Here is a 26,619-nt window from a genome sequence, read left to right on the forward strand (position 1 = left end):
AAAAACATGAAAAATAAATATATTTTCGGTTTTGCTGTGGTTGCCCTAAGTTTTTCAGGTTGCACCAAGCTTGATGAAAACCTGAACGGTCAGGTAGGAAGTGCAGGGGTTTCGGGTGGCAATGTATCCAGTTTACTGGGTGCAACTTATTCTGCTATGATAGGCCCATACCAGGCTCCATGGAATTGGTCTGCTTTGCAAGAAGTAACCTCAGATGAAATAATTGTTCCAACCAGAGCAGGTGACTGGGACGATAACGGCGCCTGGCGTGCTTTACATTTACATAAATGGGCACCAGACAATTCAAGAATTTCTGATGTTTTCAGAGATTTAAACAGTATTTCTTACGTAGCAACAAGTGTTCTTGGCGCAAGTCCAACAGCTGCACAAGCTGCGCAAGCTAGGTTTTTACGTGCTTTTGCTCAGTTTTCTATTTTAGATGGATGGGGACAAGTGCCATATAGAGATTCAGGTGAAGATGTAACTAAACCATCAAGAGTTAGAAATGCAGCTGATGAAATTGCTTATTTGATTAATGAGTTAACAGCAATTATCCCTGATTTACCAGCAGGACCAGCAAATGTTGCAAATAAGAATGCTGCAAAAGTGCTTTTAATGAAAGTTTACTTGAATAAGGGCGCTTTCCTAAACCGAAACGCACCAACTTTCGATGCAGCAGATATGGCAAAAGTGATTACACTTGCTGATGAAATTACTGCTGGTGGATATACTTTAACAGCTAACTATTTTGATAATTTTGCCCCTACAAATGATATTCTTTCAAAAGAAAATATTTTTACAGCACAAAATCTTGGTGGTACTGCTGGTAGCGATTTAGATGGTCAATGGAAGTGTACAACACATTACAACCAAAATCCAAGTGGTTACAATGGTTTCTCTACGCTTTCAAATTTTTATGCAAAGTTTGAAGCCAGCGATACAAGAAGAGGTGGTTCTTACGCTGGTCAAACCAATGTTTCTGGTATTAGAATTGGTTTCTTGGTAGGTCAGCAGTTAAATCAAAATGGCGTTGCTTTAAAAGATAGAAAGGGTAATCCTTTGGCTTTTACTCCAGAGGTTAGCATCATTGAACGTGATCCAAATCACTTAGAGGTTGCCGGTATCCGAGTTATTAAATATCCCATCGATTTTGCAAATTCAGGTTCAAACAAACCAGACAACGATTGGGTTTATTTCCGTTATGCTGATGTATTATTAATGAAAGCTGAAGCGCAATTAAGAACATCATTAGCACCACAAGCATTGGCGATTGTAAATTCAATCAGAACGGTTAGAGGTGCGTCTGCATTAACAAGTTTAACTTTAGATATTTTGCTTGATGAACGTGGTCGTGAACTCTACTGGGAAAGTTTTAGAAGACAAGATTTAATTCGTTTCGGAAAATTCCTTGCTGCATGGCAAGAGAAACCAGCTAGCGAAGCTAAATATTTAGTATTCCCTATCCCAGATAATCAACTTGGAAATCCAAATTTAATTCAAAACCCAGGTTACTAACTAAGCATAAAAATAATTAAGACTAAGCCTGATAACTCAGGCTTAGTCTTTTAGTACAAAAACTATTAAAATCTATCATGATAAAAATCACGCCATTTGTTTTAATGATGCTATTTTTTGGCTTAGCAGTACAGGCGCAAGATCCCTGGAAAATCAAGGCGGATAAAATAGATCCTAATAATTATTATGGTGTTACCGTTGCTAATGGAATTATCGGAATTGTTTCTGCACCACAACCTTTCAAAGTAAAAAATGTTGTTTTAGCTGGCGCTTATGATACTTATGGCCGTGGTCGTGTAAGCAACTTTTTAAATGGTTTTAACTTACTTAATATGTATGTTGAAATTGACGGAAAAAGACTTGATGGGCAAAACGTACAAGAGATGCAGCAAGAGTTGGATATGCAGCATGCTTCTTTTACAACACAGCTAAATTACGGCAGCAAAGCAATCATAAAATATACTTATTATGCTTTAAGGCAATTACCTTATTCTGTACTAATGGATGTTACCATTACTGCAAAAGAAGATTTAAAATTAACCGCTGCCAGTGTAATGGAAACGCCTGATGCACTTCGCGATGTAGAGAATTATTACAATGAAATTGATAGACCTCATGTAACCCTTAGTTTACTAACATCAACGGCAAAAAGTCCGACAGGTAAATTGCAGTTATGCGCATCTAACAGTTTTTTATTTAATGAAGCGCATGGAAGTGAGCCTAAAATTATTCACGAAATGTGGGATAATAACAGCCACCTAATGAAGTTTAATAAAACCTTAAAAACTGGCGAAAGCTACACTTATTCTGTTGTTGGAAGCACAATAAGTTCTGCTCAACATGCCGACCCGCTTAATGAAGCTGAGCGAATGACAATTTTCGCTAAACTTGAAGGGCATGATAGGTTAATTAAATTTCATAATGCTGCCTGGGATGAACTTTGGAAATCAGACATCAAGATAGATGGCGACCCACAAGCGCAACAAGATGTTCACAGTATGCTCTATCATTTAACAGCCTTCTCAAGAGCAGGTACATCCTACTCTTTATCACCAATGGGATTATCTGGTTTAGGTTACAATGGCCATGTTTTTTGGGATACCGATATATGGATGTTTCCTGCATTGCTGGTTTTACATCCTGATATCGCTAAATCTTTAATAGAATATCGTTTCGAGAGATTAGAAGCGGCGAAGAAAAATGCATTCGCTCATGGTTTTAAAGGCGCTATGTACCCATGGGAAAGTGCAGATACAGGTGTTGAGGAAACTCCGGTTTGGGCATTAAGTGGTCCTTTTGAGCATCACATTTCTGCCGATGTAGCATTAGCTGCATGGAATTATTACTGTGTAACGCAAGACAAAACCTGGTTAAAAGAAAAAGGCTGGCCAATTTTATCTCAAACAGCAGATTTTTGGGCGAGCAGAGTAGAAAGAAATGGCCAAAATCAATTTGATATTAAAAATGTGGTAGCAGCCGATGAATGGGCTGAAAATGTAGATAATAATGCTTTTACAAATGCAGCGGCTAAGTTAAATTTGAAAAACGCAAATTTAGCAGCTGCAATTTTAGGTATTCCTTTAAATAAAGACTGGGAATTGGTTGAAAAAAATATTCCTATTTTAAAATTTCCAGATGGCGTTACTAAAGAACATGCAAGCTACAAAGGCGAAGGTATAAAGCAAGCTGATGTTAATTTATTGGCTTATCCCTTAAAAACCATTGTGGATAAAAATCAGATAGAAAAAGACTTAGCTTATTACGAAACCAGAATTCCTGATGAAGGAACACCTGCAATGACACACGCAATTTTCGCATTACTTTATGCAAGAACAGGAAATGGCAATAAGGCTTACACCTATTTTAAAGAAGCTTATCAACCAAATTTGAACCCTCCATTTAGAGTTATTGCAGAAACTAAAGGTGGTACAAATCCATATTTTGCAACTGGAGCTGGTGGTGTATTGCAAAGCGTTTTAATGGGTTTCGGAGGATTAGATATTTCTGCAAAAGGAATTTCACAAATCCCTTCAGTTTTACCTTCAAACTGGAAATCGTTAAAAATTACCGGTGTTGGAATGGATGGAAAAACATTTATAAACACCAATAAAAAATAATAAAAAAGCATCGTTTATTGCTAAAAAAGGCATAAAACGATGCTCTTAAATCAAAATCTATTTCAACAACTTCAGCAAAACACCGTTTGTCCAACCAAAACCATCTTGTAAAGGATATTCTCCTCCTCCACCCCCTTTACTATCGGCATTAACAACATTATATTTTTCCATCAACTTACCTGTTTGTTTAAATACGGCAATGTTTAAATTAACCCATCGGTTTGTTACAGTATCAGCAAGTTTATCATAACCATAATTGCGTAATCCTTGTATACTAACCCATTGCAAAGGCGCCCAGGCATTTGGCGAATCCCATTGTTCTTTAGTTGTTTTAAGTGTTGATACTAAACCACCTGCTTTTAAAAAATCTTTCTCCACTTTTATCGAAACTAACTTAGCCTGTGTAGGGGTTGCCAATTTAAAATACAAAGGAAATAAAGCAGCTAAGGTAAATTGCTTCGAAGAACTTTGCATTTTCCAGTTGTAATCGGTAAAAAAATTCAAATTACTATTCCAGAAATACTTTAAAATAGCAGCTTTGCGTTTGTCAGCTTTAGCTAAAAACAATTTGGCTTTTGCTATATTTCCTGCTTGCTGATTTGCCTCTGCAATCGTCTTTTCCAAATTATACATCAGTGTATTCAAATCTACCGGAAGCAAATCAGTTGTTATAATCTGGTTAAAATTTTCTCCATCGGCAAACCAACGGCTGCTAAAATCCCATCCAGATTCTGCTGCAGAACGCACATTTCTTAAAAATGCTGAAGGAAGCTGTTTAGTCATTTTTGCAGCTTCAAAATCTTCGCGAAAAGATTCCTCTCTAGGTTGATCGCCAGCATCGTAATAACGATTTAACAGACTTCCATCCTTAAGTTTTACCGAATGATTAATTGCTTTACCAATGCCCAATGTAGAAGCTCCTTTCATCCAAAAATTGTATTCTTTTTCTAATACACCTTTATAATCACTCAATTTAACATCTGGATTGTTCTCAGCTAATAGTTTAACCATAGCAGCAAAAAATGGTGGCTGTGAGCGAGTTAAATAGTAACTTCTATTTCCATTTGGAATAAAACCATAGGTATTAATCAGATAGGCGAAATTATCAATCATATCTTTCATAATCTTTATCTTTCCAGCCTTTTTCAAACCAAGCATGGTAAAATAAGAATCCCAATAATATATTTCTCTGAATCTTCCACCAGGAACAATATAAGGTTTAGGTAGTGGCAATAAAGAAGTTCGGATTTCTGAAATCTGATCAGGACTTCTCTCCAACACTGTCCAAAGTGTATCTAAATGTTTTTCAATACCTGCGCCTATATCAGATTTATATAATGCATTATGATTTTCTGGCATACTGAAATACTCCTCAACAAATTTCTTAAGGTCGAATTCTTTTAGATCTTTTTGAGCTGTGTAAGCTTCCATAATTACCTTCGATGTCTTTTTAGGAATGGCATCGGCAAAAGACTTACTATCAGGATAGATGCTTGCTAATTGTACCTTTTCGAATAAACCAGGATACGTTTGCCTCGGACTAAGTTCTTTTTGTGCAACCGATTTTAAGGAAATAAATAGGAAGCAAATGATTAGTATTTTTCTCATAAAATATAATGATGATACTAAAGATAAATAAAATATATGCTAAAACACCTCGAAATTTCATTAGTTTTAAGTGCTAAAAACATATAAAAAAGCATTTAAAACAAATTAATAAAAGTTAAGTTTACCTATATTAGGTATCGACTAATTAATGTTATGGCCGGAAATCAAAACCATTTTTTTTCTAATTTGCCCATCAATAAAATCCCGCTAAGCAGGTTACTTGTAAATAAAAGTGTCTTTAAAGATGTACCAAATGATTGGCATGTTATCATTACAGATATTAAAGGTTCTACTACTGCCGTTTTATCTGGCTTGCATGAAACGGTAAATCTTATCGCAACCGGAAGTATTGTTACAGTTTTAAATATCGCTTTTAAAGCGAAAATTTTAGTTCCCTTTTTCTTTGGTGGTGATGGCGCAACCTTTATAGTTCCTTCTGCTATTGTAAAAGATGTGATGAAATCGTTGCTACTTTACCGAACCAATACGCTTCAAAATTTCAATCTCGATTTAAGAGCTGGAATCATTCCTGTATCAGAAATTTACTTAAATAATTGTTCGCTTAAAATATGCAGATTTAATAGTACCGAAAATTTTTCTATCCCGATTGTATTAGGCGATGGATTGGAATATGCTGAAAAGATTATTAAAGGCGAGGGTTATTTATTGAGCGGTCATGATGAATCGGAAGAGGAGTTAGATTTAAGTGGTATGCAATGTAGATGGGACAAAATTGAACCGCCAGAAAACAGTGAAGAAATTGTAACGCTTTTAGTTCTTGCAAAAGATTATCAAAAACAAGCCGAAGTTTTTAGCAAAGTTATAAGCCACATCGATGCGATTTATGGTAATCAGGAAAAGCGGCAGCCTATTTCAATTCCTAAATTAATCTTCAGAACCAGTTTCAATAATTTGGGTAAAGAAATGAAGCATCGTTTAGGGAAAATCAAATTTCTAGAGCTGATAAAAACCTGGGTTATTAACCTTTATGGCCGATTGTATTTTAAAACCGAAAGCGGCAAAAACTACCTTAAACAATTAGTAGAAATGTCTGATACTCTTGTTATCGACGGTCGAATAAATACCGTAATTACCGGAACAAAAAGCCAAAGACTTAAACTAGAGAAAGTCTTGAATGAAATGGAAAAACAAGATAAAATCCTCTTTGGTTTGTATGTGAGTAACGCATCTGTAATGTCTTGTTATGTAAGAGATTTAGCAGACGACCATATTCATTTCGTTGATGGCTCTGAAGGTGCTTACACTCAGGCTGCGAAGATTTTGAAAGAGAAAATCAAATTTCAACAAAAAAATACTCAATAAAAAAGCACAGATGCCGTAATCCACGGCATCCGTATTTTAAATTGTTTTGTTTAAATGGTGATGAAATATCATATCTGTTACGCATCATTAACTAAAATAAATTCTCTAATAAAAATATCTATTTAATAATTAAGCGAGATTCTTTAGAGCCATAAAGTTATAATACAGATCGAAAACCAAATAATTGATAATCTGAAAAACAATCGAAATCGTATTGATAATGTTTATTTAACCTTGAAATAGAGTTAAAAAGAGTAATTTTGCAGAATGAAAAACACAACAATTATAGCATCTGTATGCCTGCTTTTATCAGCGTGCAGTTCTTCTTCTCGCTTGTCTGAAAATGGCTCAGATAGTGATTCTACTGCAAAGGAGCAGGTTAACACTCAAAAACCAACAACAATTACAGGAAAAATGTTTGCACTACCAACGGCTAAAGTTGGCGATTCGGTTAAAATACGTTTCACTGTTTATAATGAAACGGATAGCACCCGTCAGTTTTGTAAATGGCATACGCCATTTGAGCCATTGCTTAGCAAATATTTAGACATTACAGCTGATGAAGGTACGGAAGCACCTTATAAAGGTCCAATGGCAAAAAGAGTTATGCCGCCTCCTGCAGATAGTTATGTTTCTTTAAAATCAGGAGATAGTCTGGTTTCAGAAATTAATGTTTTAAAAGGTTATGATTTTTCAAAACCAGGTAAATACACTATCAAATACAATGCAGCGAACATGAGTGGTATTGTAGTTAAAGACAGCATCATTTTATCACTTTTAAAATAGTAAAATTGGGTTCGGCTATTATTTGCCGAACCCAATTTTATTCTACAATATAGATCTTATTAACCCTCCATCCACCCGAATAGATGCTCCATTAGTACCAGAAGATAATGGACTACAATAATAAGCAACCGCATTTGCAATCTCCTTTACATCTAAAAATCTTTGTATCAATGATGTAGGTCGCATATTTCTAAAGAAGTCGGTTTCAACATCAGCTGTTGTTAGATTACCCGATTTTGCTAAATCTTCGATAAAAGCACCAACACCTTTAGATTTTGTTGGGCCGGGTAAAATCGAATTAACCGTTACATTAGTTCCTTTGCACAACTCAGCAAGCCCTCTACTTACCGCCAACTGTGCAGTTTTTGTCATTCCGTAGTGAATCATCTCTTCAGGAATAAATACAGCTGATTCGCTGGATATAAAAATAATTCTTCCCCAATTTTTATCAAGCATTTTTGAAAAAAAATAACGAGATAGCCTAATGCCACTCATTACATTAACTTCAAAAAATCTAAACCAATCTTCATCAGATATTTCAGTAAAAGCTTTAGGCTCGAAAATACCGGCATTATTAACTAATATATCGATATGAGGTAACTCTGCAATTAATTTAATGACGTCTCCTGCATTTGAAAAATCGGCCGCAAAACCCAAAACACTTCCCTGTGGATTCAAATCTCTAAGTTCTTTCATTGCTGCATCTACACTTTCATTACTTCTTCCATTTATAATCACATTAGCACCTTCTTTTAATAGGTTTTCAGCAATAGCAAAACCTATTCCGGCGGTAGAGCCACTTATAAATGCAGTTTTATTTTTAAGTTGTAAATCCATTTTTATAAATTATTTCCTAATTCGATTTAAATACAAAGGCCTTAAAATATTAATTCATTTTCCAATCTGGTCTTTCAAAATGACAGGTATATCCATAAGGATTTTTCTGTAGATAATCCTGATGTTCTTCTTCAGCATTCCAGAAATCTGTTGAAGGCACCACCTCGGTTACAATTTTACCTGGCCATACGCCTGATGCATCCATTTCACCAATTAAAGTTAGAGCCGTTTCTTTTTGAATCTCATCTTCAAAGAAAATTGCTGATCTATAAGATGTACCAACATCGTTTCCTTGCCTGTTTCTTGTTGTTGGGTCGTGTATCTGAAAGAAATATTCCAGCAGTTTACGATATGATAAAATTGTAGGGTCAAATATTATCTCAATGCCTTCTGCATGGCTTCCATGGTTACGGTAAGTTGCATTAGGAACATCACCACCAGTATAACCAACAACTGTTGAAATTACACCCGGAAGTTGACGGATAAGTTCCTCTACACCCCAAAAGCAACCTCCAGCCAAAATGGCTTTTTCAGTATTCATATGTTAATTCGTTTTTATAATTAAAGTTACATTACTACACTGTAAACGGCAAGAATTGATAGAAAAATGCCATTTTAAAGACATGTCTTCCTTTAGAATTGTTTTATGAAACAAAAGATTACTATTATATAATTGTTTTTGATTTTATTGCAGGCGCAAAATCTTTCAATTTAACCTCACTAGTTGTTTTAGCATTATTTTCATAAAAAGGAGAAGCTAATAAACTGCTGTGTAAACTTTCATATAATTCAACAACCTGTGTAGTCAAATTTCCCTGTAAGTGGCTTACCGATATTCACTAAAGAACCTGTGATTATAATTTTCATCATTTATGGTTTATTTATAACACGAAGCTAATCAAGTACTGGAGAATGGAAATGTAATCCGTTAAACTAAATTTTTGATTTTTCTAAATCTTCTGGAAAGGCTACTAACTCATTTTCAAAATTAAATACCATAGATTTTACTGAGCTTCCATCGTATTTAAGATAGTGAATTACTAATAACGATTTGAAATCAATAAACATAGCAACTTTAGGCATCAGGTTTTTAACAAAAGCTGTAGGCGATAGACCTTCCTTGAGGTAGATGTGGACTTCAAAAGCAGTTTCCCATACCATATGATCTATACTATCTGGCCATTCCAGTTCAATTTTTTTTACAAAGGTGCCAACTTTTTGTCTTTCGATAATTTCATGCATATAGAGTTAGTTAAGTTTAGGGATTTTTAATAAAAAAATGCTTTTAAAAAGAATTCTTAAAAAATCAGAATGCGAAGTACTGAAAAAAAGTTTCTTAATTTTTCTGTTTTATGCCAAAACCTTTAAATATTATGCCAATTGATTAAGATTACTAAATTTTCCAACTATATCATTAATTGTTAGAAGGCACTATTACGAACCACAACTATAAGGAATAAAAAAGCAAACCTAGACTTTATAATGCGTATTTTATGTAAACAGAGCCAAATATTATGCATCTTTAAGCTGTGTAATTAATTAGTTACATTAAATGTACATACCTTTGCTGCCTTATGTTCTTTTTAAGAAAAAGATATTTTATCCTCTAAATTTTTTTATAGCTTTTAACACTATTAATGACTTTCACTTGCATTATCATTGATGACGATCCCGGAACCATTGAACAGCTTACAGAATACATTTCGCTAATTCCGGAGCTTAGTCTGCTTAAAGGTTTTACCAATCCTATGCTTGCTATAGAAGAAATAAATCGCTCCTCAGAGCCTTTGGACTTTCTTTTTACGGATATAGAAATGCCAGAAATTAGCGGCATAGAAGTAGCAAAACAAGTAGGCAACAAAATTAAAAGCTTAATACTTGTCTCTTCTCATTTAAAATATGCTGTTGAAGGTTATGATTTGGCCGCAAAACAGTTTTTACCGAAACCATTTAATTTTAAAAAGTTTGAGTTGGTGGTTAATAATGTGATTGCAAACATTATTAAGGAAAGACCTTTTTTATGGATTAAGGTTGGTAAAAAGAATGAATTTATAAAAACCGATATTGATCAAATTATTGCATTTGAAGGGGCATCGAACTATATAAAAATTCACAGCATTAATAAAACAGTAATTACTTACGGCAAAATCTATGAGTTTGAAAAATTACTAGAGAAATACACTGGCTTTATTAGAATAAATAAATCTTTTATTATCTCAGAAGCTTATATAGAGAAAATCGAAAATAACATGGTTTATCTATCAAAGAATATTCAGGTAAAAATAGGTTCTACTTTTAAGAAATCTTTCTCACTCCGTTTAGAAGAAATTACAAAGACAAGTGCTGTTTAAATAATAATCAAAACCTAAAAAAGAAAAGGGTCGTAATTTTATAAATTACCACCCTTTTTTATGCGGAAAGCGAGGGATTCGAACCCCCGGACCTATTACAGTCAACAGTTTTCAAGACTGCCGCATTCGACCACTCTGCCAGCTTTCCGCTGCAAAAGTAATCATCTAAATCAAATCTACAAGCCTTAGTATAAATAAAAAGTTTAGACTAATGTTAACCCTATGGTAATCAACGAAAATATTTTTAATTGCATGTATTAATACCATAACATTATTAATAAAATTGATATGCAAAAAAGTAATAACTTGGAATAGTAAACTTGCGAGACTAGAGTTATCTGCTTAAAGATTTTTCAAAATCTTCGAAAAGGACTTCAAGGTCAGTTTTCTTTATAAAAATTGCTCCGTATTCTTGCGGAACATCTTCTATTTCTGTAAGCACAGTAACCGTCTTGATATTTAAATCAACCAGTTTAGATAGTTCTTTAAATTTAGAGGGTGCTAATTTGAAAACCATACATTATGCCTTTAGAGATTCAGCATACTAAAGTAAAAGAAAAAGATCGAAAAAACTTAATTCACTACCTAAAAGAGTAAAATAATTTGTTTTATTTATCAACATATATACTTTGTCCACAATTACTTAAGCAAATGAATACTTATAACGAATATTAAAAGACTTTTTTATGCAAATTTATTTTTCCCTATAAGTTTGTTCAAATTCCTCAAGCTTTACCTCTAATTCTGTTTTTTTAAGAAAAATTGCTCCAATTACTTCAGACATGTTTTTTACTTCTGTTAAAAAAGTTACTGAATTTTTATTAACTAAGAAAATCTGTGTTAATTCGTCAAATTTTTCTGGTCCTATTTTAAATATCATACAATCTTTGTTCATAGTTAGATTATAATCTGCAAACAAAAACTCAACCAAAAATCCTTAAAGTTGTAGAATTAATAATTCAATTAAATAAAATATGTATATTTTTTTATTAAAAAACGATTAGCAATATCTCAATTTAAGATAATTAAGAATTAATTATAAATGATTGATAAAATAATGTTGAGTTAATAATAATCCTTGTTTCGAAATTATATTACTATCTAATCTACTGAATTACTCGACATATCTCGGAGAAAAATTCATTCGAAATTTTGCTTCCGTCGAGTCTGTGCAAAACCCCATCAATTCTTTGAACATAACCATAGAAAAGACCATCAATCATAACTCTGTAAAGCGAAACATCGTCTTTAACAGCTGTAATTATGATTATAGTTCCCTCTAAGTTTATAATTCGGGTATCAGTACCCGGCAAAATATGCATAACGCAAAGTTTGTCAATTATAACTTTGAAAGCAAATATTAAATTAAAAATGAAATTACAAACAAAACGCCACTAATTAAATGTAAAAATCAAATTCCGGCAATCTGTTTTATAGTATCAAAATGTTCAATTTTTAAAGGTTTACTTAAAAAACCTTGAACAAGTTCATAGTTTTTTGCCTTAAGTCTATCAGACTCGTTTTCTGACGATGAAAGCAGAATTACTTTAATTTTAGAAGCATAAGATCTGTGTTTTAAAACATCTAATAAGTCCCAGCCATTCATACCAGGCATATTGATATCTAACAAAAGTAAATATTCTGCATCAGATACCTTAGAATTGTCAAGAAATTCTAGTCCATTTTTAGCATTTAAAAAGAACATAGAATCTTCATAAAATTCTGTTTGCTGAATTAAAGTTTCGTGGATGAATAATACAAGTTCATCATCATCAATATTTAATAGCTTTATCTTCATCTATAACATCTTCCCCAACTATATAATTTACCTATAATAAAAACCAAAAATGATAGTAACCTGTTTTTTTCAGGGAGCAAATATATTAAAATAACTCTTTCACAATTGAAATAATTAGGTGACAATACAAAAAATTGAATATTTTATATTTCAATCACATTTGATGGTATAAACAAGTTGACAAGGTAAAAGTTTTATAATCTTTTAACATACAACACTTTACATAAAAGCACTATTTTTTAACGCCTGCATTTTTTCTTTATATGCCATATAAGTGTCTAATTCATTGAAAAATATTCATATTTGAAGAAATAAGTTAATGAGAGATTGTTAAAATTTTAACGTAACTTATAATAACAAATCATAACTATTATGCCTACACATCCCGGCTATTTTATTTTTGACCTGATTGCCGGACCTGCCATTTTACTAAAACAGGAAGGCAAGAAATTAATCATTATTGCGGTTAATCACGCTTATGAGTTACTAACCCTTACGCAAAGTAAGTTGTTAATTGGTACTGACATAAATAACCCAGAGAATCTGGCAGATGAAAACAAATGCTTCTTTGAGCAAGAATTGATAAAAGCATCTATACAAAAATCAACTATTGAACTCTGTGTAGATAAACTAACTATTAATACCAGTCTATTTCCAACTGCAAAACTTAAAACAAAAAATAACACCGAATTAACGGTAGAACATATTCCGATTTATGACCATAATGAAAATGTTTTTCTCTGGATTCAAAGCATTGGGGTTAGCGAAACAAAAACATTAAATCAGATTGATGAAAGTGAGCAGCGGTTTCGAAGCCTTGTCCAAGATGGCTCTGATTTAATCGCAATATTGAACGAAGAAGGCACTTATAAATATGTTAGTCTAACCTCTGAAGCCGTGCTGGGATTTTCACCAGCATATTTAATTGGCAAAAATGCATTCGATTTTATACATCCAAATGATAAAGATGCTGTATATGAACAATTTCTTGAAATTGAAAGAAACAAAAGGCTAGTTCTTAGACCTTTCAGATTTAAATCAATATCAAATGAGTGGAGATGGATTGAAACTATAATGACGGATTTAAGAAATGATCCTTCTATACAAGGTATTGTTGCAAATTCCAGAGATATAACCGCAAAAATTGAAGCCGAAAAAGCACTTCTACTTAGCAATGAACGTTACAAGTACGTTACAATGGCAACCTCTGATGCTATATGGGATTGGGATGTAGAAGATAACAGTCTGTACTGGGGAGAAGGCTTCACGTCACTTTTTGGGCTTAAAGGGCCTCCTGGCTTTGTTAATATTTCATCCTGGATATCTCGTTTACATCCCGAAGATGTTGAAAGAGTTGAAAAAGGAATTTATGCTGTAATTAACAGTAAAGGCACAAACTGGAAGGATGAATATCGTTATTTAAGAGAAGATGGTAGTTATGCTTATGTAGTAGACAGAGGATTTGTGATTAGAGACAATGATGGGAATGCGATTAGGATGGTCGGTGCAATGCATGATATTACCCAAAGGAAAAAAGAAGAACAGCAATTGCGATTATTAGAATCGATGGTAAAACACACTAAAGATGCTGTAATGATTACGGATGCAAATCCAGAAAACTCAAAATCTAAGATAACCTACGTAAATCATAGTTTCACAGAAATGACGGGTTATTCTATTAAAGAATCTTTAGGCAAATCTCCAGAATTTTTGGCCGGAAAAAATACATCAAAGAAGACGCTTAAAGAATTGAGGGCTACTATGAATAATTTTCAGGCAAACGAGGTTACAATGATTAACTACAGGAAGGATGGCTCGGAATTTTGGATGAATATTGCTATGACTCCTCTTTCTGATGAAAACGGAAATTTTACGCATTGGGTTGCTATACAAAGAGATGTTACCCAGCAAATGAAATATTATAATGCCATAGAACAGCAAAACGAACGCTTAAAAGAAATATCATGGATGCAATCTCATGTTTTGCGTGCTCCACTAGCCAGGCTTTTAGGTCTTACATATATCTTAAAAAATAAAATACCACAACAAAGGATGTCTGATTTGGAAATAACAAATGAGATTGAAAACTCCGCTCAAGAACTTGATTCTATAATAAAAAAGATAGTTCTAAAATCTGATGAGCTGGAAGAGTTGGGATAAAGATTTAAATAAAACATTCTTAGGTTAATTTTTATCCTTTATAAGTACCCAAGTTAAACAAGCTAGATTATTTTCATAATTTTATCAGGTAATTTATAGATACCATGCCGCTTAACCGAATTTCAGAAACAGATTTACAAGCATACAAAAACGACCTTTCTGACACCGAAAAATCGGCTACAGAACTTTTTTCAAACCTAAAAAAATTAAAAAACAGGTTTAAATTAAATGAGGCCGAGTTTATTAGGTTTAAATACATATTAGCGAAAAAACGTTTAGAAAACGATTATCTGTTAAAAAAAGAACACTGGGATTCGGAAATTTCGGAGCTTAAAAAACAGTTTAAGCAATTAGACAATCGCATTATTGCCGCAGAACAAAAATTAAAGCATGGCATTCCAGAAGATCTATTGATTATGGAAAAACTAATAACCGAGCAGGAAGCTATAGTTTCCGACCAGGAAAAGCTTAACCTAGCCGAAGCAGAACTAATTGCACATGTTAGAAATATAGATATTGAATATGGCAAGGAGCAGGAAAAACTAAGTCAGCTTAACACCCAAAAAAGCATTAACAACAATAATGAAATAACGCCTGTAGAATTATCAATTGATAAAGCCGAAAAAGAGATCCGGCTTAAATCTACTTTTGTTGCCGTAATCCCTATTCTTATAATACCATTATTAGCCGATTTTTTAGGCAGCCTAATAGGACTTCAGAAAGCAATTAAACCAGGGCATCAAATTATAATTGGCCATTATTTATTCTTCATTGCATTAATTTTAACTGAAATATTTTTAGCTGATAAAATCCGAATAAGAATATCTAGATTATTTGCAGTTCATTACTTAAAAGATTCATTTTTGAAGCTTCAACAATCTTTTAATGACAACAAAGCTGAAATTTCTAGACTTGAAAAAAGCCAGCAATTTAAAATAAGTGATTTAGAAAATATGATCGATTAATTTTTTACTAAATCTGTGCTTAAACCACGTTTAAGCTTCAATTATAGATAAAATATTTCCGGCAGGGTCTTTAAACCAGGCAATATTTGGCCCACTACTTCCTCTGGAAATACCTTTTTCGTTTGTTTTTATATATTCATTATTATATTGTTCGAAAGTTATTCCTTTTTCTACAAGCTTATCAACTGTAATATCGATATTTCTTACCTTAAAATTAAGAATGGTAAATGTTGCAGGTTCATGGTTTGTTTTTGGATAAATTAGAATATCATTAACACCAGGGATCTTGAGTTCAAGTAAGCCCATGGGATTATCATTAACGATTAAGCCAAGTAAATTTTGGTAAAAAAACTTTGCTTTCTCAATATCGTCTACAGCAAACGAACTAAAAGCTTTTGATTGTTCTAACATAATTTTATATTTTTAATAGTGGGTTTAACTTTTCCATGCACCTAATAATCGGCGAATAACTATTATCTCCCCAATATGATACGCATTGTGATCAGCAATTTGTAAAGCCTCTCTTAAAATATTTTGTCCGCTTCCGTGTTCAATTGGTTTAAGTAAATCATTTAATTGCATTAGCTCAATAAATTCAGTCCTATTAGAATCAATTTGATTTAAACTTTTCCTCCAAGTTTCTTCATCTTTGGGTGCAAGTTCTTTTGGCCAATAATCATCAGGCCACCGTGGCGATGTATGTTTTCCAGCCTTACTAAACTCAAGCATATCCCATTGTGCTATCCTAATATGTTCTATAAGTTGCCAAATTGTATATGGAAGATTTTGCACCTTTAAACCCAATAATTTAAACGGCAAATTATCAATTGCATCTTTTAAACCAGCATGAGCACTTCCTCCATTCAGCAATTTTTTAAGCTCAGATATTAGTATTCCATCATTTTCCATAAATCGTATTAAAAACATTTAATAAACAAATATTTGTCTGTTAGGTTTTTATCAGCATCAAATCGCTTTATGTGTTGATTTATCTTATTTTTGAATATGAACTTCCTGCAAAATTTTCCGATCCTGGAAAACTACATATATTTAAATACCGCGAATTCTGGTTTATTATCAAAAGATATATCCGTATGGCGTAATGAACACGATTCAGATTTTATAGAAAATGGCAGTATATTCAGAATGAACAATTTGGATGTAATGGAGCGTTTAAGAATTAATCTTTCGAATATTTTTTCAGTCGGCAAAGATAATATTTTTCTATCCCCAAACTTCTCAACTGGTTTTAACACAATACTTAATGGACTAGATAATAATCATCGCTTTCTTTTGCTAGAAGAGGATTATCCTTCTGTGAGTTACCCTGTTACTAGCAGAGGGTTTGATTTTTTTGAAGTGCCAATTGATGCTAATCTTGAAGAAAACATTCTAAATGCCATCGAAAAGTTTAAACCTTCTGTTTTTGCATTTAGCATGGTTCAATATATAAGCGGAATTAGAATGCAGAGCGATTTTATTATTAAACTTAAAAGTAATTTTCCTGATTTATTATTAATTGCAGATGGTACACAATTTACTGGTACTACAATTTTTAACTTTGAAACTTCTGGTTTGGATGCTTTAATTGGAAGTGGATATAAATGGCTTCTAGGTGGGTATGGGAACGGTTATCTGTTTTTATCCGAACAAATTAAAAATTTACTATACCCAAACGGAAAAAATGCTAAACTACCTACAGCACCATTTTTAAGTGGTAAAAATTATTTATCACTTTGCCTAGAACCTGGTCATTTAGATAGTTTAACATTTGGCTCTTTAAACCAAAGTTTAGATTATTTAAAAAATATCGGTTTCAATTTTATTGAAGAAAAGTGCGCAGAACTTTCTAACAAAGCGAGAATTGAACTTTATTCTCGAGGATTAATACCCGAATGGATGTTAGCAAGAAAAGAACAATCTACAATAATAAGTATCCCTTTAAAAAATGAAATTGTAAAAAAATTAGAGAATGTAAAAATTCTTTGTTCTGCAAGAGGAAAAGGTATCCGAATTTCTTTCCATTTCTACAATACAGAGAATGATTTAAATCGTTTTCTTGAAGCTTTATATTAGTTTAAGCAACTTTCCAAACCGAATCGACGAAATAATTATTTTGATCTGAAAAATATTGCAACACCTTAAACCCAGATTCTTTTGCTAATTTTTCAATTTCATCTAAAGAATATTTTTGTGAAATTTCCATATTAATGTATTCATCTTTTGCAAAATGAATTGATGTACCACCAATATTTACAATTTGTTTTTTTAAACTGATAAGATAACTTTTGCAGGCGCCAGATTCAGGATCATAGCAAGCATAGTGGTCAAAGCTATTCAAATCGAAATCCCCTTCCAACTCGCGATTTATCCTTTTTAATAAGTTTAAATTGAAAGACTTAGTAATTCCTGCTTTATCATTGTATGCATTTAATATTTTTTGTGGATTTTTTTTTACATCAAATCCAATAATTAAGATATCGTCTACAGATAAAAGTTCTCTAAGCTTAATACAGAATGCGTTTGCGTCCGTTACATTCATATTTCCAATATTTGCCCCCATAAAAAGCACAACTTTCTTTCTATCTGAAATTTGAGTTGCTTTTTTAAGCATATCGAAATAATCGCCATTTAAGCCTTCAAAATCCAAATTTGGAAGGTTTTTTGGAAGATTAAACTCTAAATCTGCGATTACATGTGATGAAAAATCTATAGGAAAATATTTAAAATCTAAATTCTTATCTAAAAGATTTTGCAATAAATGAATAGATTTTGTGGCATCTCCAGCACCAAGTTCAATCAAATCAAAAGCGGCGCCATCATTTGATATTGTATCAGCAATTCCATCTGCCTGATGCTTCATAATCTCCATTTCTGCATCAGTTAGATAGTATTCTTCCATATTCATTATTTGTTGAAAAATATAATCTCCGGTTTCATCATAAAAATATTTGGAGTGCATATACTTCGTATCTGATCTTAGCCCTTCTAAAGTTTCTTTAAGAAACAGAACATTATTAACTGTTGGTTTTTCGGTAGAGATTATCATAAAATTTTATTTAGCAAGGCGAATACCAGTATATTGCCATCTTAAATGTGGATGAAAAAAATTCCTGTAAGTTATACGACTATGACCTTCTGGGGTAGCAATGGAAGCACCACGCAACACTTTTTGATTAACCATAAATTTCCCATTATACTCGCCAATTGCTCCCGGTGCTTTATTAAATCCTGGATATGGTAAATATGCACTTTCTGTCCACTCCCATCTTTCGCCCCAGTTAAAGTTTCTTGCAGCAATTTCCCATTCAAATTCTGTTGGTAAACGCATCCCCTTCCAACTGGCAAATGCATAAGCTTCATAATAACTTATATGTGTTACTGGCTGCTTAGGATTTACTTCATGCAAACCTTTTAATGTATAATTAAACCATTTGCCATCTATTTCAAACCAATACATTGGCGAAATAATTTTATTTGTTTTTACCCAATCCCAACCTTCTGCATGCCAATAATTGAAATCCTGATAACCACCGTCGTTAATAAAAGCAATATAATCTTCATTAGATACCAGAGATAAGCTAATCATAAATTCGCTTAAATAAACTTTGTGGCGATTAAGTTCATTATCGAAGCAAAACTCTTTACCTTCATAACCCACCTCATAAATGCCATCCTTAACGGTCAACATTCCGAGAGCCTCATTCTCTTGACTTTTTATTTCTGATTTTTTGTCAGAATAAACTGGAAATAATGGATTATTACCTAAAATATATTTAATATCAGTTAATAATAGCTCTTGATGCTGCTGTTCATGATTGAAGCCCAGTACAAGTAAATCATTTATTTCTGAACTTATCTCTGCAGATAAAAAATTAACCATTGCTTCATCAACATAGGCTCTATACTGATATACATCATTTACACTTGGCCTGCTAAGATTTCCCCTGTCAGTGCGTATCACCCGGTTGCCTACTGTTTCGTAATAGCTGTTGAAAACGAAATTGTAGTCTTCATTATAAACTTGATAATTTACCAGAAAAGGTTCAAGTATAAAAGTTTCAAAAAACCAGGTTGTATGCCCCAAATGCCACTTAGGTGGGCTTACATCTGCAATAGGTTGCACAACATAATCTTCAGTTTGTAATGGTTCGCATATTTGTTCCGAACATTTTCGAATGCTCAGATATTTTTCCGCAAGATTCATCAATTTTTATCGAGATAGTTTTTAAGGTCTGTTATTGATATAACATTTAGTGCTTTCGATTGTTTTTCCCTCATCATTAAAGCATAAGAATTATTAAAACCAATTGGCTTTAACCACTTGATTTTATAATTCTTAACAAATTCAGAATTTACATAATTATACGTTTCATCTTTGTTGTGTGTAATCCTTTCTACAAGCTTTTTATTAGGCTTTAAAATAGCTAATAACCCTGTTCCGGTATATTCTGGGTAAAAATCGATTTGATTATTAGTTAAAGCATCAAAACAAATTTTCGTTCCACCAAGACCTGTTTTGGTTTCCACGTCGTAATCTGTATTACCTTTAATTAACATGCTGTACATTTCTGCCAAGATATATTGTTCTCCAAATATTTTTGAACCAATTCTAATCGTTCCCAAGTTCCCACCTTTAGCGGGTTTGTACAATCCATTTTTGACAAGAAAATCTTTTGCAACCTGATTAGGAGTTTGATGGAGGTAATCAGTTCTATAATTTAAATCAGTCATTAACGAATCTGTTATCTTTCCAGCCAACAGGTTTAAAGTCTGTTCGAGCAGCGGAAATTTTTCCAGTGATGATTGACGAACAATTGGTGCAGCATAATATGGAGGAAAAATACCTTTATCGTCTTTTAAAATTTTGAGGTTGAATGCTTTTAATCTACCATCAGTAGAATAACCGCTAATTACATCTAATTCTTTGGCAAAAGCAGCTTTATACATTACGGCATCACTAATAACAACTGTATGAATTTTAAGGCCGTAAGCAGATTTTAAGCCCAAATCTCCATCCTGCCTACCCATAAATTCGGGAGTAAAACCAGCAGTTAATCCAGAACCGTAAGCAGATGGTAAAACATAAAATATGCTCAATAGAACGAGAATAAAAGGAAAAACGACGAGAACCTTCCTTAATTTTTTAAAATCCATTTTCTGAATTATTGAAAGGAAACCATCTAGAATTATTGCAAGCAAAGCTGCTGGAATAGCGCCAGCCAATATCATATTTGTGTTGTTGAGCGAAATGCCACCAAAGATAAATTCGCCTAAGCCACCTGCAGCTATATATGATGCTAATGTAGCCACGCCTACATTTATAACTGTTGCAGTGCGAATACCAGCCAATATAACTGGCATTGCCAAAGGTAATTCTACTTTAAATAGTACTTGAATTTTACTCATTCCTAAGGCTTTAGCAGCTTCTATAACATTTTTATCGATTCCAATAATACCTGTGTAAGTATTTCTAATAATAGGTAATAATGCATAAATTAATAAAGCAACAATTGCAGGTTTAGCGCCAATACCTAAAACAGGAATCATGAAACCTAAAAGCGCTATGCTCGGAACGGTTTGTAAAATACCCGCTGCAGCTAACACTGTTCCAGATAGCTTTCGCTTTCTGGCAATTAAAATACCTAGAGGCAGACCGATAGCAATTGCAAAAAGAAGAGAAATAAATGTTAAACCGATATGCTGTAAAGTTTGGCTGAACAATTTATCCGATTCCATGGACATGAATTGCCAGAGTGTTTGCTGCTCATCCATGTTCAGTTGAATCTTTATATAAATTAAATGCCACGGTTAATTGAGTAAAATCGGCAGATTTTACTTCATTTTTAGTGTTTGAGAAAAAAATTTCTTCATTAGCTCCAGACCTAAGCTGTTCCATTGCATTCCAAACGCTTAACTCTGAACTTATAACCTGATTATTGGCTTTTGACGATGGTGCTAAACTATTCCAAATATCATTTATCGAAATTACTTTAAATTCTAGAGCCAAACGCTGTCCATCTAAAAATTTTTTAACAAAATTATTTGCAGGCTTATAAAGCAAATCTTTAGGTGTACCAATTTGCATAATTTTACCCTTATCCATTAGGCAAATACGGTCTGCAAGTTCAAATGCTTCCATAACATCATGAGTAACCATAACAATGGTCTTTCTTTTTAACTCATCTAGTTTTTTAAACTCTAGTTGAATACTTGCTCTGGTTACATTATCAAGCGCACCGAACGGTTCGTCCATTAATAAAATAGGAGGATTTGCCACTAAAGCCCTGGCTAGGCCAACACGTTGTTGCTGACCACCACTTAATTGATGAGGAAATAATTTTAAGCAATTTTCTGGAAGATGGAGTTTTTTTATTAACTCTAGTATTCTACCAATAGTTTTTTTTCTCTCCCATTTCAACAAATTTGGAACAACAGCTATATTTTCTTCAACGGTATAATGCGGAAAAAGACCAACGTTCTGCATTACATATCCAATTTCTCTTCTAAGGGTTTCAGGATTTTGAGCAAGAATATTTTTCCCATTAATTATGATTTCACCTTCATCAGGCTCGATAAGACGGTTAATTATTTTAAGTGTGGTTGTTTTACCACAACCACTAGTTCCTAATAAAATCAGATTTTCCTTTTCATTAACATTAAAAGAAGCTTGATTTACAGCAAGTGTTTCACCAAACTTTTTACTAACGTTCTTAAGTTCAATCATACTTTAGCTTTCAATTTTCATAAAAAGATTATTTAAAGATTCTGAAAAAGTTGGATGTGCAAATACACAATAACGTATTCTATCGTATGTAATTCCACCTTCCATAGCCATTTGTAGTACCGACATAATTTCACCTCCTTCGGAAGCCAAAATAGCAGCTCCTAGAATTTTTTTAGTTTTAACATCAACAACAGCCTTCATTAAACCTTGCGTCTCATTTGTTTCAATACCTCTTGCTACCGATGACATGGGCAATATAGCTACCTTATAATCAAGTTTTTGTTCTTTTGCTTCATTTTCTGATATACCTATTCTACCTAACTGTGGGTCGGTAAACATGCAATAAGGAATAGGTCTGTCTTCAATCGAATAATTAGTACCCTCTATCAAATTTCGGTAAACAATTGTATAATCATTATAGGCAATATGCGTAAATGCTGGTCCACCCTTAACATCACCCAAGGCATAAATCCCTTTTATATTGGTTTCTAATTTTTTATTAGTTAGGATATGTCCTTGCTTATCGATTTTAACGCCACAAATATCCAATCCTAAATCTGCTGTTTGAGGTGCTCTGCCAACGGCTATTAAAACATGGCTGGCATTTATTTTCTTTATGTTTTCAGCTGTTTTAACTTCAACTACTAACTGGTCATTATTTTTTTTAGAAATTTTTCTTACCTCAACATTTGTTAAAATATCTATTTTTTCAGCTTCTAGTATACTTGCAACTGATTCAGCAATATCTTTATCTTCTTTAGCTAATATTGATGATGATCGCTCTAATATAGTTACTTTGCTTCCAAACCGACTAAACATTTGTCCAAATTCTAACCCTATATAATTTCCACCAATAACCACTAAATGCTCAGGAATTTCTTCTAATTCCAAAATGCTTGTTGAAGTTAAATAGTCAATTTCTTTAAGGCCATCTATCTCCGGAATTATTGTTTTTGCACCAGTATTAATAAAAATTAAATCTGCCTGGAGTATATCTTTCGATCCATTCGGATAAGTAATTGTAATTTCCTTTTCACCACTAAATTTAGCTTCACCTAAGAAAAGTTTAAGACCTTTTGTAGATTCTATTCCTTTTTCAGAACCACCTCTAAACTGCTTTACGATTTCATCTTTACGCTGTTTAATTTTTTTTAAATCAACGGTTATCGACCCTATAATAACACCAAGTTCTTCAGATTTTCTAGCTTGATATGCCATACGAGCAGATGCAACCATTGCTTTTGTAGGTGTGCAACCATCATTTATGCAAGTTCCTCCAACAAATCGTTTTTCAACTATGGCAATCTTCATTCCAGTCATGGCCAATTTCTTTGCCAGAGGTGTTCCTGCCTGCCCCGAACCTATAATTATTGCATCGTAGTGTTTCATATTCTTAAATAACCAAAATTTCAATTTAATGTTTCAAACAATTTAATTGATATTAATCAATACTCTGCCATCTGGTCATCAACATAACAATATAACCATCTTTCCCCCAACTCTGAAGATATTACTACTGGATGGGAGGTTGCTTTGCAATGTTTAGACATGTGCTGCTCTGGAGAAGAATCGCAACAGAGTGTTTTACCACAAGTTTGGCAAGTTCTAAGGTGCACCCATTCTGTATTTTGTTTAACACACTCTTCACAAACCAGTTCCTTAGCGAATTTTAGTTCTTTTACTGCGCCGATATGGCTGCAGACGTTATTGCTTCCCATAATTATAGTTTTGATAAATATTGATGAACTTGTGTTACAGCCATTGCACCCTCACCCACAGCCGATGCAACTCGCTTAACCGAATTAAACCTAACATCACCAGCTGCGAATGATCCTGGAACACTCGTTTCTAAATGATAAGGTGTTCGCTCGACATTCCAGCAATTTTTATACTGCTCTAAACTAATTAAGTCGTTTCCAGTATAAAGATAACCATTTCTATCTCTGCATATTGCTGTTTCTGATGCCCAATCTGTATTTGGTTTTCCGCCTATACAAATAAATAATTTAGAGGTATCATGCCATGTTTCTTTACCATCTTCACTATTCACAATCTTAATTCTTTGCAAAAAATCATCTCCCTCAAGTGCGATAACCTGAGAATGATACAGTACAAAAATATTTTTAATATTTGCAATGCGCTTAATCAGGTACTCTGAAAGTGTATCTGAAAGATTTCCCTTTCTAATTACCATAAATACTCTTTTTGCAAAACCAGAAAAATAAGTGGCCGCCTGTCCTGCCGAATTTCCTCCTCCTATTATATAAAGATCCTTATCCTGACAGAAAAAGGCTTCGCTAGCACCTGCGCCATAATATACACCTTTATGAAAAAACCTAGATTCATCATCAAGATTTAATCTTGCATACTCCACTCCTGTGGCACAAATATTTGATTTTGCAACTAACTTTTCTCCACTTGCAAAATCAACATGTATTTTATTATCGTAAAATGTACCCTTTATACCTTCCTTTAAAAGTAAAATTTCTACCCCAAACTTAAGTGCTTGTTGCCTTGCCCGCTCTGCAAGATTTGCTCCAGAAATGCCTTCGGGAAAACCTAAATAATTTTCTATTAAAGAACTCGTTCCAGCCTGACCTCCAATAGCCTCTCTTTCAATTAAAATAGTTTTCAAACCTTCTGATGCTGCATAAACAGCCGCACTTAAACCCGCAGGTCCAGCACCATAAATAGAGAGATCGTACTCCGTATATTTTGGCTGTGTAATCCATCCCAAATTACACGCTATTTCTTCTAAGGTTGGGTTAACAATTATTTTCCCATCTGGAAATTCTACTGAAGGGAATTTATCTGGATTGTTGAAAGATGTAATACTTTGACCCCAACCTAAATTATCATTACTAATATCAATCCACTCGAAATCAACAACGCTTCGTTTCAAAAAATCTCTTATTGGATAAATTTCAGGAGAATCTGGCTTTCCATATAATTTAAGTTTATTCATATTGGCTTTCGTTAAAACTATAATATCATCAAAATCCAATTATACAATTCGAGCTTTAATATTTTTAATCAGTTCATCATCTTTACTTTCAGAAGAAGGTCCATAATCACTCACAAAAAGGCCTTTTATTGTTCCATCAACAGAAGATATTGCGTAAACAATAGCTTCATCTTCTGGATCAGATTCCCCCTCATACCTATAATAACTATCAATTAAAAACTGCTCTCGAAATTCCTGTATAGGATTATTTATACCATTAAGCTGGCTAAGAAAGTGTTTCCATTTCTCCAATATGTTTTATGCTGTTATTTTCCATTAAAAATTTTTGCCCATTATTAAACAAGTAAACCAATTATATTACTTCAAAAAATAAACCAAACAACAAGCTACTGATTATTAGTAAATTACAAAATAGCTAAAAAGTTTTTTATAGCGAGATAAAGTAAATTTATGACAGAAAATAATTATTTACAAAATAAAATATCTAAGATTTTAAACCAGACTTGTTTAAAAATTAATTTGTATTATGTCATTAAAAAATCTGATGATTACCTTTTCATAAATGATTTTATAAAACAAATGAAGAAATTGTACTAATTTTCATTAGTGCTATGTTAGTAAGTAACACGCGCTCCGAAGTAGCAAATATTCTAAAACCTGGTATTGCATCATCATTATAGATAAAATTGCAAATGAATATATTTTAGATAATGGAGAAGTGCCTTCTTTTATAATTAGAATAGATTTCCACATCAAATAACAACTTCATTTAATGATGTTGTTATACATGGTTGCCCTAATAAAACCGAACTTAAAGATGGAGATATAAATCTCTGTAGATGTTGGTACAATTAAAAACGGTTTTCATGGCGACCATCCATATAGATTTATCATTGGCGAAGTAAGTACAGAAACATTAAATCTGGTTAAAACAACAAAAGAGTAACTATTCGAAGCTGTAAAAGAAGTAATTGTAGGAAAACGTCTCTAGATATTGGATGTGCAATTCAAACAAATAAGGAGAAAAAAACTTACAATATTAACACAATTGAACAGTATCAGTTTTAAATATGATATATGTTACACTTTTAAGTGATTTTTATAATCCTGAGCAAATCACTATCAATTCTCCCACCGCTTAAAGTATTCCCGCTATATGCTTCAATCTTTTGGTTTGGAGTTTTTCTAAGAGCTTAAAGTTTTTTGAATACCAAAAAGGATTTTCGTACCCATGGGGTTTAGGTGGGACAGGGAATCTCTCTCCGTTTTACGCTATTCAAATAATTCCTTTATAGCGTTCCCGTAAGGGGATTTAAGCAACTTAGTCTTTTATCCTTGTTCTTTGCTCTTTGCTCCTTGTTCTTTTGTATTTTTTTTTTATAAACGAAGAAACCCTCACAGTTGTTACTGCAAGGGTTCTTGTTAAAGGCCTGTTTTTGGCTTTTAAGATTTGGCACCGACCTACTC

26 protein-coding genes and 1 tRNA gene are annotated in these 26,619 nt (G+C 33.0%); 8 read left to right on the top strand and 19 right to left on the bottom strand.

Annotated features, from left to right (window positions below; genetic code table 11):
• Positions 1–6: 6 nt before the first annotated feature.
• Both ACFOUY_RS15225 and ACFOUY_RS15230 read left to right on the top strand, forming a co-directional pair.
• Entirely contained in the window at positions 7–1,515 is a 1,509-nt protein-coding gene (locus ACFOUY_RS15225; protein WP_378961823.1) for a RagB/SusD family nutrient uptake outer membrane protein, read from the top strand.
• A gap of 77 nt (positions 1,516–1,592) precedes the next feature.
• The gene (locus ACFOUY_RS15230; RefSeq protein ID WP_378961825.1) at positions 1,593–3,632 is read left to right on the top strand and encodes a glycoside hydrolase family 65 protein; all 2,040 of its coding nucleotides are present in this window, start codon (positions 1,593–1,595) and stop codon (positions 3,630–3,632) included.
• Between the two features lie 57 nt (positions 3,633–3,689).
• On the opposite strand, the gene treF is transcribed toward ACFOUY_RS15230, so the two are convergent.
• Positions 3,690–5,240 (bottom strand): alpha,alpha-trehalase TreF, encoded by a 1,551-nt coding sequence (gene treF / locus ACFOUY_RS15235; RefSeq protein WP_378961826.1) that lies wholly within the window; start codon positions 5,238–5,240, stop codon positions 3,690–3,692.
• 153 nt (positions 5,241–5,393) lie between these two features.
• On the opposite strand from treF, the gene ACFOUY_RS15240 reads away from it, so the two are divergent.
• Entirely contained in the window at positions 5,394–6,563 is a 1,170-nt protein-coding gene (locus tag ACFOUY_RS15240) for a DUF3095 domain-containing protein (RefSeq protein WP_378961828.1), read from the top strand.
• A gap of 267 nt (positions 6,564–6,830) precedes the next feature.
• A complete protein-coding gene (locus ACFOUY_RS15245; RefSeq protein WP_378961831.1) occupies positions 6,831–7,349 on the top strand; it encodes a protease in 519 nt (172 codons plus the stop codon).
• Positions 7,350–7,391: 42 nt separating this feature from the next.
• Here the strand turns inward: ACFOUY_RS15245 and ACFOUY_RS15250 are convergent, their stop codons facing one another.
• From ACFOUY_RS15250 to ACFOUY_RS15260, 3 genes are all read right to left on the bottom strand, one after another.
• Positions 7,392–8,186 carry an SDR family NAD(P)-dependent oxidoreductase gene (locus ACFOUY_RS15250; RefSeq protein ID WP_378961833.1) on the bottom strand — a complete coding sequence of 265 codons (795 nt, stop codon included), beginning with the start codon at positions 8,184–8,186 and terminating at the stop codon, positions 7,392–7,394.
• A 49-nt stretch (positions 8,187–8,235) separates the two neighbouring features.
• Positions 8,236–8,727 (bottom strand): peptide-methionine (S)-S-oxide reductase MsrA, encoded by a 492-nt coding sequence (gene msrA / locus ACFOUY_RS15255; protein ID WP_378961835.1) that lies wholly within the window; start codon positions 8,725–8,727, stop codon positions 8,236–8,238.
• A gap of 392 nt (positions 8,728–9,119) precedes the next feature.
• Positions 9,120–9,428 carry a hypothetical protein gene (locus ACFOUY_RS15260; RefSeq protein WP_378961837.1) on the bottom strand — a complete coding sequence of 103 codons (309 nt, stop codon included), beginning with the start codon at positions 9,426–9,428 and terminating at the stop codon, positions 9,120–9,122.
• A gap of 395 nt (positions 9,429–9,823) precedes the next feature.
• On the opposite strand from ACFOUY_RS15260, the gene ACFOUY_RS15265 reads away from it, so the two are divergent.
• Entirely contained in the window at positions 9,824–10,537 is a 714-nt protein-coding gene (locus tag ACFOUY_RS15265; protein ID WP_378961839.1) for a LytR/AlgR family response regulator transcription factor, read from the top strand.
• Between the two features lie 63 nt (positions 10,538–10,600).
• Here the strand turns inward: ACFOUY_RS15265 and ACFOUY_RS15270 are convergent.
• From ACFOUY_RS15270 to ACFOUY_RS15290, 5 genes are all read right to left on the bottom strand, one after another.
• Positions 10,601–10,685, bottom strand: a tRNA-Ser gene (locus ACFOUY_RS15270).
• A gap of 186 nt (positions 10,686–10,871) precedes the next feature.
• Positions 10,872–11,054 carry a hypothetical protein gene (locus ACFOUY_RS15275; protein ID WP_378961840.1) on the bottom strand — a complete coding sequence of 61 codons (183 nt, stop codon included), beginning with the start codon at positions 11,052–11,054 and terminating at the stop codon, positions 10,872–10,874.
• Between the two features lie 177 nt (positions 11,055–11,231).
• The gene (locus tag ACFOUY_RS15280; RefSeq protein WP_378961842.1) at positions 11,232–11,432 is read right to left on the bottom strand and encodes a hypothetical protein; all 201 of its coding nucleotides are present in this window, start codon (positions 11,430–11,432) and stop codon (positions 11,232–11,234) included.
• 211 nt (positions 11,433–11,643) lie between these two features.
• The gene (locus ACFOUY_RS15285; RefSeq protein WP_378961844.1) at positions 11,644–11,859 is read right to left on the bottom strand and encodes a hypothetical protein; all 216 of its coding nucleotides are present in this window, start codon (positions 11,857–11,859) and stop codon (positions 11,644–11,646) included.
• An 89-nt stretch (positions 11,860–11,948) separates the two neighbouring features.
• Positions 11,949–12,335: a response regulator gene (locus ACFOUY_RS15290; RefSeq protein WP_378961846.1), complete on the bottom strand. Its 387-nt coding sequence runs from the start codon at positions 12,333–12,335 to the stop codon at positions 11,949–11,951.
• A gap of 372 nt (positions 12,336–12,707) precedes the next feature.
• On the opposite strand from ACFOUY_RS15290, the gene ACFOUY_RS15295 reads away from it, so the two are divergent.
• Together ACFOUY_RS15295 and ACFOUY_RS15300 are read left to right on the top strand one after the other, a co-directional pair.
• On the top strand, positions 12,708–14,495 hold the full coding sequence (locus ACFOUY_RS15295) for a PAS domain-containing protein (RefSeq protein ID WP_378961847.1): 1,788 nt from the start codon (positions 12,708–12,710) through the stop codon (positions 14,493–14,495).
• Between the two features lie 104 nt (positions 14,496–14,599).
• Positions 14,600–15,460: a hypothetical protein gene (locus ACFOUY_RS15300; RefSeq protein WP_378961849.1), complete on the top strand. Its 861-nt coding sequence runs from the start codon at positions 14,600–14,602 to the stop codon at positions 15,458–15,460.
• Between the two features lie 30 nt (positions 15,461–15,490).
• Here the strand turns inward: ACFOUY_RS15300 and ACFOUY_RS15305 are convergent, their stop codons facing one another.
• Together ACFOUY_RS15305 and ACFOUY_RS15310 are read right to left on the bottom strand one after the other, a co-directional pair.
• On the bottom strand, positions 15,491–15,871 hold the full coding sequence (locus tag ACFOUY_RS15305) for a VOC family protein (RefSeq protein WP_378961850.1): 381 nt from the start codon (positions 15,869–15,871) through the stop codon (positions 15,491–15,493).
• A gap of 24 nt (positions 15,872–15,895) precedes the next feature.
• Positions 15,896–16,369 carry a DinB family protein gene (locus ACFOUY_RS15310; RefSeq protein ID WP_378961852.1) on the bottom strand — a complete coding sequence of 158 codons (474 nt, stop codon included), beginning with the start codon at positions 16,367–16,369 and terminating at the stop codon, positions 15,896–15,898.
• 96 nt (positions 16,370–16,465) lie between these two features.
• Between ACFOUY_RS15310 and ACFOUY_RS15315 the strand changes: the two genes are divergently transcribed.
• On the top strand, positions 16,466–17,536 hold the full coding sequence (locus tag ACFOUY_RS15315; protein ID WP_378961853.1) for an aminotransferase class V-fold PLP-dependent enzyme: 1,071 nt from the start codon (positions 16,466–16,468) through the stop codon (positions 17,534–17,536).
• Position 17,537: 1 nt separating this feature from the next.
• On the opposite strand, the gene ACFOUY_RS15320 is transcribed toward ACFOUY_RS15315, so the two are convergent.
• Genes ACFOUY_RS15320 through ACFOUY_RS15355 form a run of 8 tightly spaced genes read right to left on the bottom strand, consistent with a single transcriptional unit; the run spans position 17,538 to position 25,443 of the window.
• A complete protein-coding gene (locus tag ACFOUY_RS15320) occupies positions 17,538–18,509 on the bottom strand; it encodes an L-histidine N(alpha)-methyltransferase (RefSeq protein WP_378961854.1) in 972 nt (323 codons plus the stop codon).
• A 6-nt stretch (positions 18,510–18,515) separates the two neighbouring features.
• On the bottom strand, positions 18,516–19,667 hold the full coding sequence (gene egtB, locus ACFOUY_RS15325; RefSeq protein WP_378961856.1) for an ergothioneine biosynthesis protein EgtB: 1,152 nt from the start codon (positions 19,665–19,667) through the stop codon (positions 18,516–18,518).
• A complete protein-coding gene (locus tag ACFOUY_RS15330; RefSeq protein ID WP_378961858.1) occupies positions 19,667–21,235 on the bottom strand; it encodes an ABC transporter permease/substrate-binding protein in 1,569 nt (522 codons plus the stop codon). The genes egtB and ACFOUY_RS15330 overlap by 1 nt, the downstream gene beginning before the upstream one ends.
• Positions 21,228–22,187, bottom strand: a complete 960-nt coding sequence (locus ACFOUY_RS15335) for an ABC transporter ATP-binding protein (RefSeq protein ID WP_378961860.1) — start codon at positions 22,185–22,187, stop codon at positions 21,228–21,230. The genes ACFOUY_RS15330 and ACFOUY_RS15335 overlap by 8 nt, the downstream gene beginning before the upstream one ends.
• A 3-nt stretch (positions 22,188–22,190) precedes the next feature.
• Positions 22,191–23,576 carry a mercuric reductase gene (locus ACFOUY_RS15340; RefSeq protein ID WP_378961861.1) on the bottom strand — a complete coding sequence of 462 codons (1,386 nt, stop codon included), beginning with the start codon at positions 23,574–23,576 and terminating at the stop codon, positions 22,191–22,193.
• A gap of 56 nt (positions 23,577–23,632) precedes the next feature.
• Entirely contained in the window at positions 23,633–23,905 is a 273-nt protein-coding gene (locus tag ACFOUY_RS15345; protein WP_378961863.1) for a UBP-type zinc finger domain-containing protein, read from the bottom strand.
• Between the two features lie 2 nt (positions 23,906–23,907).
• Positions 23,908–25,152, bottom strand: a complete 1,245-nt coding sequence (locus ACFOUY_RS15350) for an FAD-dependent oxidoreductase (RefSeq protein ID WP_378961866.1) — start codon at positions 25,150–25,152, stop codon at positions 23,908–23,910.
• Positions 25,153–25,191: 39 nt separating this feature from the next.
• Entirely contained in the window at positions 25,192–25,443 is a 252-nt protein-coding gene (locus tag ACFOUY_RS15355) for a hypothetical protein (protein ID WP_378961868.1), read from the bottom strand.
• Between the last annotated feature and the right edge of the window lie 1,176 nt (positions 25,444–26,619).

Origin of the sequence: Pedobacter jamesrossensis, assembly GCF_042650905.1 — a bacterium.
GTDB classification, from domain to species: domain Bacteria; phylum Bacteroidota; class Bacteroidia; order Sphingobacteriales; family Sphingobacteriaceae; genus Pedobacter; species Pedobacter jamesrossensis.